Source organism: Lysobacter fragariae, from assembly GCF_054779775.1.
This window is the reverse complement of record NZ_BAAGXP010000001.1, coordinates 294,360-307,469: the sequence shown is the minus strand read 5'-3', so window position 1 is coordinate 307,469 and position 13,110 is coordinate 294,360. Positions and strand designations below refer to the sequence as shown.

General features: G+C 66.2%; 14 protein-coding genes and 1 tRNA gene. 12 read left to right on the top strand and 3 right to left on the bottom strand.

All coding sequences use genetic code 11. The annotated features are described in order from the left end of the window. Positions 1-23 precede the first annotated feature (23 nt). The 11 genes from ruvB (at position 24) to ACYVD7_RS01330 (ending at position 8,872) form a co-directional block, all read left to right on the top strand. Positions 24-1,067, top strand: a complete 1,044-nt coding sequence (gene ruvB, locus ACYVD7_RS01380) for a Holliday junction branch migration DNA helicase RuvB (RefSeq protein WP_460758336.1) — start codon at positions 24-26, stop codon at positions 1,065-1,067. A gap of 126 nt (positions 1,068-1,193) precedes the next feature. Further along, positions 1,194-1,601 carry a tol-pal system-associated acyl-CoA thioesterase gene (gene ybgC / locus ACYVD7_RS01375; protein ID WP_460758334.1) on the top strand — a complete coding sequence of 136 codons (408 nt, stop codon included), beginning with the start codon at positions 1,194-1,196 and terminating at the stop codon, positions 1,599-1,601. Then, positions 1,598-2,398, top strand: a complete 801-nt coding sequence (gene tolQ, locus ACYVD7_RS01370) for a protein TolQ (RefSeq protein ID WP_460758332.1) — start codon at positions 1,598-1,600, stop codon at positions 2,396-2,398. Before ybgC ends, tolQ begins: the two co-directional genes overlap by 4 nt. A gap of 144 nt (positions 2,399-2,542) precedes the next feature. After that, positions 2,543-2,986, top strand: coding sequence for a protein TolR (tolR, locus tag ACYVD7_RS01365; protein ID WP_460758331.1), 444 nt, complete (start codon positions 2,543-2,545; stop codon positions 2,984-2,986). Continuing rightward, complete coding sequence (tolA, locus tag ACYVD7_RS01360; protein ID WP_460758329.1) at positions 2,983-3,894, top strand: cell envelope integrity protein TolA; 912 nt, start codon at positions 2,983-2,985, stop codon at positions 3,892-3,894. Before tolR ends, tolA begins: the two co-directional genes overlap by 4 nt. Positions 3,895-4,013: 119 nt before the next feature. Then, positions 4,014-5,336 (top strand): Tol-Pal system beta propeller repeat protein TolB, encoded by a 1,323-nt coding sequence (tolB, locus tag ACYVD7_RS01355; RefSeq protein ID WP_460758328.1) that lies wholly within the window; start codon positions 4,014-4,016, stop codon positions 5,334-5,336. 244 nt (positions 5,337-5,580) lie between these two features. After that, a complete protein-coding gene (gene pal, locus ACYVD7_RS01350; protein ID WP_460758327.1) occupies positions 5,581-6,099 on the top strand; it encodes a peptidoglycan-associated lipoprotein Pal in 519 nt (172 codons plus the stop codon). A 123-nt stretch (positions 6,100-6,222) separates the two neighbouring features. Then, positions 6,223-7,026 (top strand): tol-pal system protein YbgF, encoded by an 804-nt coding sequence (ybgF, locus tag ACYVD7_RS01345; protein ID WP_460758325.1) that lies wholly within the window; start codon positions 6,223-6,225, stop codon positions 7,024-7,026. Positions 7,027-7,162: 136 nt separating this feature from the next. Beyond that, positions 7,163-7,837 (top strand): 7-carboxy-7-deazaguanine synthase QueE, encoded by a 675-nt coding sequence (queE, locus tag ACYVD7_RS01340; RefSeq protein WP_460758323.1) that lies wholly within the window; start codon positions 7,163-7,165, stop codon positions 7,835-7,837. Positions 7,838-7,992: 155 nt separating this feature from the next. Continuing rightward, on the top strand, positions 7,993-8,682 hold the full coding sequence (queC, locus tag ACYVD7_RS01335) for a 7-cyano-7-deazaguanine synthase QueC (protein ID WP_460758322.1): 690 nt from the start codon (positions 7,993-7,995) through the stop codon (positions 8,680-8,682). Positions 8,683-8,796: 114 nt separating this feature from the next. Then, a tRNA-Lys gene (locus ACYVD7_RS01330) sits at positions 8,797-8,872 on the top strand. Positions 8,873-9,017: 145 nt separating this feature from the next. Here the strand turns inward: ACYVD7_RS01330 and ACYVD7_RS01325 are convergent. Next, entirely contained in the window at positions 9,018-9,374 is a 357-nt protein-coding gene (locus tag ACYVD7_RS01325; RefSeq protein WP_460758320.1) for a helix-turn-helix domain-containing protein, read from the bottom strand. A gap of 300 nt (positions 9,375-9,674) precedes the next feature. Here ACYVD7_RS01325 and ACYVD7_RS01320 point away from each other — a divergent pair, with 300 nt between their 5' ends. Then, positions 9,675-10,436 (top strand): hypothetical protein, encoded by a 762-nt coding sequence (locus tag ACYVD7_RS01320; protein WP_460758319.1) that lies wholly within the window; start codon positions 9,675-9,677, stop codon positions 10,434-10,436. A gap of 66 nt (positions 10,437-10,502) precedes the next feature. On the opposite strand, the gene recQ is transcribed toward ACYVD7_RS01320, so the two are convergent. Together recQ and ACYVD7_RS01310 are read right to left on the bottom strand one after the other, a co-directional pair. Further along, positions 10,503-12,314: a DNA helicase RecQ gene (gene recQ, locus ACYVD7_RS01315; RefSeq protein ID WP_460758317.1), complete on the bottom strand. Its 1,812-nt coding sequence runs from the start codon at positions 12,312-12,314 to the stop codon at positions 10,503-10,505. Positions 12,315-12,566: 252 nt separating this feature from the next. Further along, positions 12,567-13,103 carry a Dps family protein gene (locus ACYVD7_RS01310; protein ID WP_460758315.1) on the bottom strand — a complete coding sequence of 179 codons (537 nt, stop codon included), beginning with the start codon at positions 13,101-13,103 and terminating at the stop codon, positions 12,567-12,569. Positions 13,104-13,110 lie beyond the last annotated feature (7 nt).

Sequence of the window (13,110 nt, the reverse complement as noted above, 5' to 3'; positions counted from 1 at the left end):
TCCAGCCCTGTCATACTCGTGGCATGACCGAAGACCGCATCGTTTCCCCCGCCGCCACCCGCGAAGAAGACGCCATCGAGGCCTCCATCCGCCCCAAGCGGCTGGACGAGTACCTCGGCCAGGCGCCGGTGCGCGAACAGATGCAGATCTACATCGAGGCGGCGAAACAGCGCGGTGAAGCCCTCGACCATGTACTGATCTTTGGTCCACCCGGCCTGGGCAAGACCACGCTCAGCCACGTCATCGCCAACGAACTGGGCGTCAACCTGCGCCAGACTTCCGGCCCGGTGATCGAGAAGGCGGGTGACCTCGCCGCGCTGCTCACCAACCTGCAGCCGCACGACGTGCTGTTCGTCGACGAGATCCATCGCCTGTCGCCCGTCGTCGAGGAAGTGCTGTACCCGGCGATGGAGGACTACCAGATCGACATCATGATCGGCGAAGGCCCGGCGGCCCGTTCGATCAAGCTCGACCTGCCACCCTTCACCCTGATCGGCGCGACCACCCGTGCCGGCCTGCTGACCGCGCCGCTGCGCGACCGTTTCGGGATCGTCCAGCGCCTGGAGTTCTACAGCGCGGAAGAGCTGACGCGGATCGTGCGTCGCTCGGCACATATCCTCGGCATCAGCTGCGATCCCGAAGGTGCCGCGGAGATCGCCAAGCGCTCGCGCGGCACGCCGCGTATCGCCAACCGCCTGTTGCGCCGCGTGCGCGACTTCGCGCAGGTGAAGGCGACCGGTGCGATCACGAGTGGCGTCGCCGATGCGGCGATGAAGATGCTCAAGGTCGACCCGGAGGGCTTCGACGACCTCGACCGTCGCCTGCTGACGACGATCATCGATGCTTTCGACGGCGGTCCGGTCGGCGTCGAATCGCTGGCGGCGGCGCTCAGCGAGGAGCGGGGCACGCTCGAGGACGTGATCGAGCCCTACCTCATCCAGCAGGGTTACCTGGTGCGCACCGCACGCGGTCGCATGGCTACGCCGAAGGCCTATCGGCACATGGGCTTCAAGCCGAAGGCGGGTGCCCCCGGCCTGTTTGCCGAACGCATCGAAAGCGACGAGTGAATGCCTGCGACACTCCGTCATCGCGGTCCCGGCACCCTGATGCGTTGCGGACCGCGCGCATATCGAATGCAAGACCGTGTCGCATTTCCCGACTTGCAAATTCCCGTTGACGAGTTTTCTTAACGAATGTTCAGCCATCCGGTCCGCATTTACTGGGAAGATACCGACGCAGGCGGTGTCGTGTACCACGCGCAGTACGTGGCCTTCCTCGAACGCGCGCGCACCGAATGGATGCGTGCGCAGGGTTACGGGCAGTCCGTCCTGCAGCGCGAGCACGAAACGCTGTTCGCGGTTCGCGCGATGCAGCTGGACTTCCTGAAGCCCGCGAGGCTGGACGACGCGCTGCAGGTCACCGTGCGGTTGCGCGAGTGCCGGCGCGCGAGCGTGATCTTCGCCCAGGAGATCATGCGCGGCGACGAACGGCTGCTCAGCGCGACCGTCCGCGTGGCCGCGTTGGACCTGGGATTCCGCCCACGGGCCATCCCGCAATCGCTGTATGACGAATTGAACGCTCTGGTGGAGAACGACGCATGACCCCCACGATCCTCATGGCCATGCAGGCCGCCGTCGAGGCCCTTCCGGACGAAGCGCCCGCGCAGGCCACCGCGCTTGCGGAGTCTTCCGCCGCCGCTCCGGGTGCCGCCGCGGCCAGTGCCAACCTCGACCTGGTCCGCCTGGTGCTGGATGCCAGCCTTCCGGTGCAGCTGATCATGGCGCTGCTGATCGTCGCCTCGGTGGTGTCCTGGGTGATCATCTTCCGCAAGCGCAGCGTGATCGCGCGTGCGCGCAAGGAAGCCGAGACCTTCGAAGAGCGTTTCTGGTCCGGCGCCGAACTCACCAAGCTCTACGCCGGCGCGACCCAGCACCGCACGCCGATCTTCGGCATGGAAGCGATCTTCGAAGCCGGCTTCCGCGAGTTCGGTCGCCTGCGCCAGCGCAAGAGCGTCGACACCCGCGTGCAGCTGGAAGGCGCACAGCGTGCGATGCGCGCGACCGGTTCGCGCGAGATCGACGGGCTTGAACACAATCTCGAACTGCTCGCGAACATCGGTTCCACCGCGCCGTACATCGGCCTGGTCGGCACGGTCTTCGGCATCATGGTGACGATGCACGGACTGCTCGCCAGCGGCGCGCAGGTGGGCATCAAGGACGTGGCGCCGGGCATTTCCGAGGCGCTGCTGGCCACCGCGATGGGCCTGTTCGTCGCCATCCCCGCGGTGTGGGCCTACAACCGCTTTGCCAACGGCGTGGAGCGGCTCGCGGTGCGGTACGACGCCTTCGCCGAGGAGTTCTCCTCGATCCTGCAGCGCCAGGCGCACGCGGACGAATAGTCGCTAACCGGCCCGCGACCAGCTGCATACGCGGGAATACCCGGACCGCGCCGGCGGCCAGAAATGGTGAACCACCGACGGGTTGCCGATGAATGAAACAAGCGGGTTTCAGGCTGCACCCGGGATGACAACCAGGAAATTCGTATGACCGTCCTTTCCATGCGCTGCCATCGCAAGCGCAAACTCAAGGCCGAGATCAACGTCGTGCCGTACATCGACGTGATGCTGGTGCTGCTGGTGATCTTCATGGTCACCGCGCCGCTGCTCACGCTGGGCGTCGACGTCGACCTGCCAAAGACCAACGCGAAGTCGATCAACGCGAAGGAAGATCCCGTGGTCGTCAGCGTCTATCCCGATGGCACGCTGGCGCTTGCGGTGAAGGCCGGCAAGAACGAGTCGATGAGCGCGCAGTCGCTGGAGGCGCGTGTCCGCGCTATCGTCAGCCAGAACAAGGACGTTTCGATCTTCGTCGCCGCGCAGGGCGAGGGGAAATACCAGGACGTTATGGACGCAATGGAGTTGCTCCAGCGCGCCAACGTGAAAAAGATCGGGCTCATGAGCGGCCCGAAGCAGGGCAGCCGTAAATGAAGGAAACCCGCGCCGACACCGCGCAGGCTTTCGTTTTCGCCGTGCTGCTGCACCTGGCGTTGTTCGCCTTGCTGTTCGCCGGCCTGTGGTGGACGCGCAGCGCGGCGCCGGCGGCGTCGGGCGCGATCTCGGCCGAGCTGATGGATGCCAGCCAGTTGTCGTCGGCGATGCGCAATACGCTCAGCAAGCGTCCCGAGCCGGTCAAGGAAGAGGTCAAGGAGCCCGAGCCGCTGCCGGAACCCCTGCCCGAGCCCGTGCAGGAGCCGCAGCCCAAGCCGCAGGACTTCATCCCGCTTCCCGATGACGTCGACCAGGCCGAAGTCACCGACCAGCCCGCGCCCACGCCGGCGGTCGAGCAGCAGGTGCAGGAAGCGAAGACGAAACAGGCGCAGGTCGACCTGACCGAACAGGATCGCCAGCAGGAAGCCCAGCGGCGCCTGACGATCATGGAGCAGGAGCGGCTGAAGCAGCTGGAAGACATCCGCCGCCGCCGCGCCGCCGCTGCGCGCGAGGCCGACCTGGCCGAACAGCGCCTGCAGCAGCTGGCCAGCACCAGCTCCCGCAACGCCGCCGAGGCCGCGGCCCAGTCCGACGCCCAGGCCAGTGGTGCCGGCGGTACCGACGACGGCCTGAAGGCGAAATACGCCGAAGCCCTGCGTCGGGCCATCCTGGCCAAGTGGACGCGTCCGGACTCGGTTCCGCTGGGCGCGGCCTGCAAGCTGCGCATCCGCCAGCTGCCCGGTGGCACGGTGATGTCCGCGGAAGTGTCATCGCCCTGCGCCTACGATGAACAGGGTCGCCGCTCGATCGAGGCAGCGGTTCTGAAGGCGCAGCCGCTGCCGTACGCGGGCTTCGAGCTGGTCTTCGAGCGCGACCTGATACTGAACTTCCGCGCCGAGGGGCGCTGATCGTCCGGCGATCGTCAACAGCAGGTGAAGGTTATCCGTCCCGGCTTTGAACCGTCGTTCACCCTCAAGTTGTTAAGAATGACAAACCTGAACAAGTCGCATCGAGGTATGGAGTGCCGATGACACGTCCCCTGTCCTGGCTGGCTGCACTGCTGGCGCTGTTGTTCCCCGTGGTCACCGGGCTGGCTTCTGCCCACGCGCAGCAGGGCCTGGAGCTCGACATCGTCGGCGGCAATGCCTCGGCCCTGCCGATCGCCGTCATCCCCATGCGGTACCAGGGCGCGAGCGCCCCGCAGACCGATGTCGCCCAGGTGGTCGCCTCCGACCTCAACCGTTCCGGCTCCTTCCGCAGCCTGCCTGCGAAGGACATCGTCGAGCGCCCTTCGAGCGGCGGCGAGATCAACTACCCGACCTGGACCGCGCTCAACCAGGACTACATCCTCGTCGGTCGCGTGCTGGATGCCGGGGACGGCGGTTATCGCGTCGAGTACGAACTGTTCGATGTGGCCAAGAAGGAACGGCTGCTCGGCTACGCACTCACCGCGCGTGGCAGCGCGATGCGCGACGTCGCCCACCAGATCGCCGACGCCGTGTACGAGAAGATCACGGGTGTCCGAGGCGCGTTCTTCACCCGCATCGCCTACGTCACGGCATCCGGTGTCGGCAAGGGATCCCGTTACGCGCTGATGATCGCCGACAGCGACGGGTACAACCCGCAGACCGTGGTGCGTTCGTCCGAGCCGCTGCTGTCGCCATCGTGGAGCCCCGAAGGCAACCGCATCGCCTACGTGAGCTACGAGGGCGGCAATTCCTCGGTCTACCTCCAGACCATTTCCTCCGGTGCGCGCGAACAGATCGCCAAGTTCCGCGGCATCAACGGCGCGCCGTCGTTCTCGCCGGATGGCCGCAAGCTGGCGCTCACGCTGTCCAAGAGCGGCAATCCCGAAATCTATGTGATGGACCTCGGCAGCCGCGCGCTGACCCAGATCACCAACCACTTCGCCATCGACACGTCGGCGGTGTGGAGCGGTGACGGCGCCAGCCTGTATTTCGTGTCCGACCGTGGCGGCAAGCCGCAGATCTACCAGGTGCCTTCGAGTGGTGGCGGCGCAACGCGCGTCACCTTCCAGGGCAGCTACAACGCGGACCCGACCGTGTCGGCTGACGGCAAGAAGATCGCCGTGACCCAAGGGGGCGGCAGCTACCGCATCGCGATGATGGATCGCGGCGTCGGTGGCGGCTGGACGAACCTCTCGCCGGGCGCGCTGGACGAGTCGCCGAGCTTCGCGCCCAACGGGATGATGATCCTTTATGCTGCCCGCGAAGGCCGTCGCGACGTGCTCTACGCCGTGTCCTCCGACGCCCGCGTGCGCCAGCGCCTGGTGCTCGCCGACGGCGACGTCCGCGAACCGGCCTGGGGTCCGTTCCGCACTCCCAGGTAACGCATCTGGCTGGAAGATGGCCACCGTCTTCCAACCGCGGTACAGCTCCAGTCGCGTCACACCCGGTCAACAGTAGTGCGGCACGCTAGCCACGTTTTGCCAGACACTTTCGTCCGAAGTTTATCCAACGATTTTCATCCGACGATTCCATCCAGCAGTTCCCGTCCGACGTTTTGTCCGAAGTCCCCCCGGGTTTCCACGACGACACGGACACCCTGTTCCACGCCCACAGACGAGGAAGACCATGAACAACACCACCCGCATTCTTGTCGCCGCACTGCTGTGCGTCACGGCCGCCGCCTGTTCGAAGAAGGTGAAGGAAGTCCCGCCGGGCGACACCGGCACCGGCACCACGACGCCCGCTGGCGACAACGGCACGACGCGCCCGGGCGCCTATGGCCCGGAAGACCTGGATACCGACGCCTGCCTGCGCCAGCGCGTGGTGTATTTCGATTTCGACCAGGACGCGCTGCGTCCGGAGTTCCAGGCCATCGTTGCCTGCCATGCGAAGTACCTGCGTGACCGTCCGTCCTCGCGCATGAACCTGGAAGGCAACGCCGACGAACGCGGTTCGCGCGAATACAACCAGGGCCTGGGCGAGCGCCGCGGCAATGCCGTGTCCTCGGCGGTACAGGCGAATGGCGGTTCCGGCAGCCAGATCACCGTCGTCAGCTACGGCGAGGAACGCCCGACCTGCACCGATTCGACGGAAGACTGCTGGGCCAAGAACCGTCGCGTCGAGATCGTCTACACCGCGAAGTGATCGCATCGAAGTGATCGCATCAGCCTCCCTCGCGCGGCTCGGACCGCGCGGGGGAGGTGTTGCAAGCCGGTTCAGTGCGACGTTGCTGAAGTCGCCCCATTCCCCGATTGAACGATGAGCGGCATGCGCCAGAAACTCCTGCTTTCCCTGTCGATCGGTGCCGTCCTTGGCCTCGCAGCCACGCCGGCGTTCGCCCAGCGCGCCAGCCTGGCGGATCGGGTTGCGACGCTCGAGGCCCGCGCGGCCAACAACCAGGCCAACGTCGACCTGCTCAACCAGCTGACCCAACTGCGCAGCGAGGTCCAGGCCCTGCGCGCCCAGGTCGAGGAGCTGCAGCAGGAAAACAAGCAGCTGCAATCGACCTCGAAGGCGCAGTACCTGGATCTGGACGGACGCCTCACCCGGCTCGAAGGCGGTGGCGTGGCGCGCTCGGCGCCGCCGGTAACCCCGCCCGCGAGCACCTCGACTCCGGCTGGGCCGGTTGAACAGCCCCCCGCTGTCTACGGCGACCCCGGTGCCGTGGCCCAGGGGGCGGGGGAGCGCAGCGCCTACGATGCCGCGTTCAACGCATTGAAGGCGGGCCAATACGCCCAGTCCGCCGAGCTGTTCCAGAGCTTCCTGCAGGACTACCCGAACGGCAGTTACGCCCCCAACGCGCTGTATTGGCTGGGCGAAAGCTTCTACGTCACCCAGAACTACGCGCTGGCGCAGACCCAGTTCCAGTCCCTGCTGGACCGTTATCCCACCCACGACAAGGCGCCGGGCGCATTGCTCAAGGTGGGCCTGTCCCAGTACGGCGCGCGCCAGTACGACGGTGCGGAACGGACCCTGTCGGAAGTGGTGAACCGCTATCCCGGCACCGATGCCGCGAGGACCGCAGCCGACCGGCTCAGCGCGATCCAGTTGGGTCACCTCAACCAGCGTTGAGCCGGCACTCCGGCCGCCCCGATGGCCGGCGATTTGCGGGGCAGGGCACGGACCCTGTTCGGGTGATGGAAGCCTGATTGCACGCCGTTCGATGCAGTTTCGGCCCCAGCCATGGGCGTTCGGCTAAAATTGCGCCATGAACGCCGTTTCCACCGAGGCGGCCCCGTCGGCCGATCGCCTCAAGATCACCGAGATCTTCCTGTCGCTGCAGGGCGAGGCCCGTCAGGCCGGCTGGCCCACCGTCTTCGTCCGCCTGACCGGCTGCCCGTTGCGCTGCCAGTACTGCGACACCGCCTACGCATTCCACGGCGGGGAGTGGTGGACGCTCGACGACATCCTCGCCGAAGTGGCGAAGCAGGGCGTGCGCCATGTCTGCGTCACCGGCGGCGAACCGCTTTCGCAGAAGCGTTGCATCGCGCTGCTGCAGCGACTGTGCGAAGCCGGCTTCGAAGTGTCCCTGGAGACGTCGGGGGCGATCGACATCGCCGACGTCGATCCGCGCGTATCCCGCGTGCTGGACATCAAGACGCCCGGTTCGATGGAGGTGCATCGCAACCTGTGGTCGAACCTGCCGCTGCTGACGGCGCACGACCAGGTGAAGTTCGTGATCTGCTCGCGCGACGATTACGACTGGGCCAAGGGGATCGTTGCCGAACACGCACTGACGGACACCTGCGAAGTGCTGTTCTCCCCAAGCTACACCGACGTGTCGCCGCGCGAGCTGGCCGACTGGATCGTCGCGGATCGCCTGCCGGTGCGCTTCCAGATGCAGTTGCACAAACTCCTGTGGAATGACGAACGCGGGCGGTAAGCGCGCCGGGCCCGGTCTCCAGCAAGTGGCGATGTCATTTCAGGCGTAGCGAAAGGCCTGTTTTTGACTCGAAATTCGATAGCAGGCCGCCGCTTCACGCTGCCAGGCTCGTCGGACAATCCTTCTCCAATCTCCGCTACAGCCTTCCACCGCACATGAAAAACGCCGTCGTCCTGGTTTCTGGTGGCATGGATTCCGCCGTCGTCATCGCCCTGGCACGCGAGCAGGGCTTCGCCGTGCATGCGCTGAGCGTGCGCTACGGCCAGCGCCACACCTCGGAGCTGGACGCAGCCAGTCGCGTGTCGCGGACGCTGGGGGCGGTGGCGCACAAGACCGTCAATGTCGACCTGCGCAGCATCGGTGGCTCGGCATTGACCGACGACATCGCCGTGCCTACCGATGCCGACGGCCACGCCATCGGCCAGGCAGGCAGTGCGATTCCCGTCACCTACGTGCCGGCACGCAACACGATCATGCTGTCGGTGGCGCTGGGTTGGGCGGAAGTCCTCGGCGCGGCGGACATCTTTTGCGGTGTCAACGCAGTGGACTATTCCGGTTATCCGGACTGTCGGCCGGAATTCATCGCCGCGTTCCAGGACCTGGCCAACCTGGCCACCAAGGCCGGCGTCGAAGGTGCCGGGCTCCGCGTGCACGCGCCGCTGCAGTTCCTGAGCAAGGCCGACATCGTGCGCGAAGGGCTGCGGCTGGGCGTGGATTTCGCCGACACCGTGTCGTGCTACCAGGCCGACGAACACGGTCGCGCCTGTGGTCACTGCGATGCCTGCCGCTTGCGCGCGGAGGGCTTCGCCGTGGCCGGTGTTGCCGATCCCACCCGCTACTTCTGAGATGCGTGGGCGATCCGACCTGCAGGCGTGGCCCCGCTGCGCTAGAATGCGCGCCCCGGCGCAATACCGGGCCGGCGGGTCCCACCGTATCGCCCGTGTCAGCTGCAACATCCTGGGTCGTTAGCTCAGTCGGTAGAGCATCGGACTTTTAATCCGCTGGTCGACGGTTCGAATCCGTCACGACCCACCATCCATTGATCATCCAGCGCCAGTGCAGCATCTGGCGGGTGCCTTGCTCTGGGTGCCCGGCTGTGGGCCATGTCCTGATGTCGAGCGGGGAACGAGGATGCTGTTCCCAGCCTTCGCAGGCAGGCCAGCGCCAGCACGTCGTTGGCTCAGCGCGAGAGCACTTCGAGTATCTGCAACGCGATCCGCTTCCTGCCCTCAGGCAGGTTGCGCAGGAACGCGAGCGCCTTGCTTTCGTGCGCATCCATGGCGTAGTCGTCGACCATGACGGCCGCTTCCTGCGTTGCCTCGCTGCGGTTCGCTCCGCGCCCGGTGGCCAGCCACTCGAAGTTCACCCCAGTCTGCATGGCGACGTGGATCAGGTGTTCGACGCTGGGAGTGGTACCCGACGGGCTTTCCCACTGCGTGACCGCGCTTCGCTTCACGCCGACGCGCCGGGCCAGTTCGCCCTGGGATACCGAAGCCTGCGTCCGTGCCTTGCGGATCCGTAGGGACAGCGCGCTCATCGACTACTCCTTGTCCAGTGGGACTGACGCGACTTCCATACCGCGCTACTTACCAGATAGTAACTCTGCCCTCAAGTTGTACGGCAGCGCTTGCCCGAAGCGTCGAGATGCGGAGTGTCGCCCACGCGCAGAGGTGAGGTAAGCACGACTTGCCAGGCGGGAGGGCGCGCAGCCCCTAGCCGCAGATCGACTTGATCGGTATTGCTTGAACCGGGGTCTATTTGGGAAGGCACGAAGACATGCCGGCGGCGGTGGTCGCCGCGGCCGGCCAACTGTGGAGTGGACAACCAGGGGATTGCCATGGAAATGCTCAACGCGATGTTTGACGGCCTGTTCGCCTACGAACTGATGATGTTGATCTGCGGCGCGGTGTTGCTTGGGTTCGCCACGATCCTGATCTCTGCGATGGTCCTGCAGAAGCGCAGCTGTCTCCCCGCCACCGCACTGATGGCGATAGCGGTCTCGCTGATGCTGATTCCGGGCATCAACGCGCTGCGGTTCGGGCACGAGCTTTCGATCCTTGACGCGTTGCGATCGCAGCCGTTCGTGGCGCTGGACGCAATGCAGAAGCAGCAGTTCACGGCCGCAATCGCCGCAGTGGAAAAGCGGTCCGGTAACAACCTGCGCCTGCGTGCCCAGGTGGCCGACGGCTACCGCCTGGTGGGAAGCGTCGAGAAGGGCTACGTGATCGCGCAGTCCGTGCTCAGGGAAAGGCCGTCACGTGAAGTGCAGGCCATGCTGGTGCCGGTACTCACCGCGCAGCTGGAAAACGTCACGCCGCGCGATTCGCAGGCCACGCCTTCGAGCAACGTGCAGAAGCAGCAGCTGTCCACCGTCATCGATCAGCTGGCCACCAAAGTGGAAGCGGCCCAGCTACGCGCCACGGACCTGTTGGCAATGGCACGGGCCAACATGGTGCTCGGGCGGAAGGTCGAAGCCGAGGCCAATCTCGAAGCGGCGCGTCGACTCAACCCGGGTATCGCCATCAGCCCGATGCTGGAGAAAGCCCTGCGCTCGCCAACCGGAACGCGATCCGCTCAAGTACTTGGTGCGAGCGGCTGATCACGACGCTTCGTCCGCGCAACCCTTGCAGGAGGCGCGGACGGACAAGTGCTGCAGGTGCTGCCCCTAGGCGGCGTCGAACAACTGTTGCAATACGTCATCGCCATAGCGGTCGAGCTTGCTCGCGCCGATGCCAGGAATGCGCGCCAGTTCGTTCAGGTCTTCCGGCGCATGGGTCGCGATCGCACGCAGCGTGCTGTCATGGAAGATCACGTACGCCGGCACGTTCTGCACGCGGGCGGCGGTGGCGCGCCAGCTGCGCAGGGCGTTGAAGCGGATCAATGCGTCGGGCGGGAGGTCCAGCTCACGCTCGGCGGCCGATCCGGCGCGGGTGCCACCGCGTTTACTTCGCGCTGGTTTCGCCTGTTCGGTGCGAAGCAGCAGCGTCTGTTCGCCTCGCAGCACCGGTGCGGCGGTCGCCGTGAGGCGCAGCGAACCGTGCATGTCCGCCTCGAGCAGCCCCGTTGCCACCAGCTGGCGGAACACGCCACGCCATTGCCGCGCATCCAGGTCCGCGCCGATGCCCCAGGTGCTGAGTTGCTCGTGACCAAACTGCTGAACGCGCTCGGTCACGGTGCCGCGCAGGACATCGATCACGTGCGCCGCGCCGAAACGCTGCCCGCTGCGATACACGCACGACAACGCCTTGCGCGCCGCCTGGGTGCCATCCCAGCACTGCGGCGGTTCCAGGCAGTTGTCGCAGTTGCCGCAGTTGCCGCCATGCGTCTCACCGAACCAGCCCAGCAGCGACTGGCGCCGGCACGTGGTGGATTCGCAGTATCCCAATAGCGCATCGAGCTTGCGCAGTTCCAGTCGCTTGCGTTCCTCGCCTGCCTCGGATTGCAGGATGAGCTGGCGCAGGTTGACCGTGTCGCCCAGGCCGTAGCAGAGCCACGCTTGCGCCGCATCGCCATCGCGGCCCGCGCGTCCGGTCTCCTGGTAGTAGCCTTCGACCGACTTGGGCAGGTCCACATGCGCGACGAAGCGCACGTCCGGCTTGTCGATGCCCATGCCGAAGGCGATCGTCGCCACCATCACCACGCCGTCCTCCTGCAGGAAGCGGCGCTGGTTGGCGGCGCGCGCGTCGGTGCTCATGCCGGCGTGGTAGGCAAGGGCGTTGATGCCTTCCGCGCAGAGCTGCTCGGCGACCTTCTCCACCCGCTTGCGCGAGAAGGCATACACGATGCCGCTCTCGCCCTGGTGATCACCCAGGAAGTCCAGCAGCTGCCGCAGCGCGTTGTCCTTCTGCACGACGCGGTAGCGGATGTTGGGTCGGTCGAAGGAGCTGACGAAGCGACGCGCGTCATCCAGCGCCAGCCGCTCGGCGATTTCGTGACGCGTTGGTTCGTCTGCCGTGGCCGTGAGCGCGATGCGTGGTACCTGCGGCCAGCGCTCGTGCAGGACAGTGAGTTCGCGGTATTCGCGACGGAAGTCGTGACCCCACTGCGAGACGCAATGCGCCTCGTCGATGGCGAACAGCGCGATCGTCGCGCGGTCGAGCAGCGACATGAAGCGCGGCGTCAGCAGGCGCTCGGGCGCGACGTACAGCAGGTCCAGCTCACCGGCCAACAGGTCGCGTTCGACCTGAGCGGCACCGGCCGCATCCAGCGTGGAATTGAGGAAGGCCGCGCGCACGCCGACCTGGCGCAGCGCTTCGACCTGGTCCTGCATCAGCGCGATCAGCGGCGAGACCACGATGCCGCAGCCCTCGCGCAGTAGCGCCGGCAACTGGTAGCACAGCGATTTGCCGCCGCCGGTGGGCATCAGGACGAGTGCGTCGCCACCACCGGCGACATGTTCGACGATCTGCCGCTGCTCCCCCCGGAATTGGCGATGCCCGAAAATGCGGGTCAGGAGGTCGAGGGCGGTATCGGGCATGCGCTATTTTACCGGTCCCGCACCTCCGGGCCGGCGGCCAATACCGCGTAATCGCGTAGGAAAGTTCCCCATCGGCCTGCGGATTGGGCCGCAAGGCGCCGTCCGATGTGCCGGAAGCCGCGTAGGGCGGGTCTTGACCCGCCGTTCTGTTCGCGACCAATCGCTCAGGTTTCCATGGCTGGCCGCCGGCGCGGCATCACCCATTCCGATGGTCGGACTGAGTCGAGGGCAGCCCGCCCTCCGCGACGCGGGTTATTGCAGCAACGACCGCAACATCCACGCATTCTTCTCGTGCACCTGCAGGCGTTGGGTCATCAGGTCCACGGACGGGTCGTCGCCGCCCGCGTCCGCGGTCTTGAGCACCTTGCGCGCGGAGCGGGCGACGGCCTCGTTGCCGACCACCAGCTGGCGTACCATCTCGCGCCAGTCCGCGGTGTCGCCCAGGCCAGGTTCCTCCGGGATCGAACTCAGGCGGATGAATTCGCCATACGAGCCCGGCGCATTGAAGCCCAGCGCGCGGATGCGCTCGGCGGTTTCGTCCAGTGCCGTCCACTGCTCGTTGTACTGGGCCTCGAACATCACGTGCAGCGTGTTGAACATCGGCCCGGTGACGTTCCAGTGGAAGTTGTGGGTCTTCAGGTACAGGGTGAAGCTGTCCGCCAGGAAGCGCGACAGGCCCTCGGCGATCTTCTTGCGGTCACCCCCGGAAATCCCGATGTCGATGGCGGGTGCGCCGATCGCAGCAGTGCCGGCGGACTTCGTGGACGAAACCTTGCTGCTCTTGGCCATTCCGTTT